Raw genomic sequence first — 659 nt, 5'->3', positions numbered from 1 at the left:
CTGATCGCCTTGCCGTTCACGGAGATCTCGAACGGCAGCATCGAGCCGTACAGCGCCGCGAGGCCGGTGACCGTCTCCGGGACGAACCACTGCTCCGCGCCGGGGCACGGCGGTTCGTCCGGCCCGGAGAAGTCCTCCGCCTGGAGGTCGCTCCGCTCGGTCAACTACCCGGACCGGTACTGGCACCTGAGCGGCGGCTTCGTGAAGCTCGACCCGATCGGCTCCGCCCCGGCCCGCCGCGACGCGACGTTCAGGCTCGTCGACGGCCTGGCCGACGCGTCCTGCTATTCCTTCGTCACGGCCGACGGCGGCTATCTGCGCCATCGCGACTTCGTGCTGCGCGCCGAACGCGACGACGGTTCGGCCCTGTTCGGGCAGGACGCGACCTTCTGCCCGCGCGCCTCCTCCTACTCCGGAGCGGTCATGCTGGAGTCGGTGAACTACCCGGGACGCTTCCTGCGCCATCAGAACTTCCAGCTCAGGCTGGACCAGTACCAGTACAGCGACCTGTACCGGGCGGACTCCGCGTTCCGGCTGGTCGACGGGCTTGCCTGAGCACGAGAACGAGAGACGGGGGGGGGGGGGGGGGGGGGCCCGGGGTGGTGTTGGGGGGTGGGTGTCTTGGCTTTGTGAGCACGGCCCCGCGCCGCGCGGGCGCG

General features: G+C 70.9%; 1 protein-coding gene. It reads left to right on the top strand.

Annotated elements, in window-relative coordinates; genetic code table 11:
• Nucleotides 1–555: AbfB domain-containing protein (locus ACFW2E_RS03635; RefSeq protein WP_384460768.1), on the top strand; the 555-nt coding region annotated here is incomplete at its 5' end.
• Nucleotides 556–659 lie beyond the last annotated feature (104 nt).

Source organism: Streptomyces sp. NPDC058964, assembly GCF_042741275.1.
Classification (GTDB): domain Bacteria; phylum Actinomycetota; class Actinomycetes; order Streptomycetales; family Streptomycetaceae; genus Streptomyces.
This window is presented reverse-complemented; position numbering and strand designations above follow the sequence as displayed.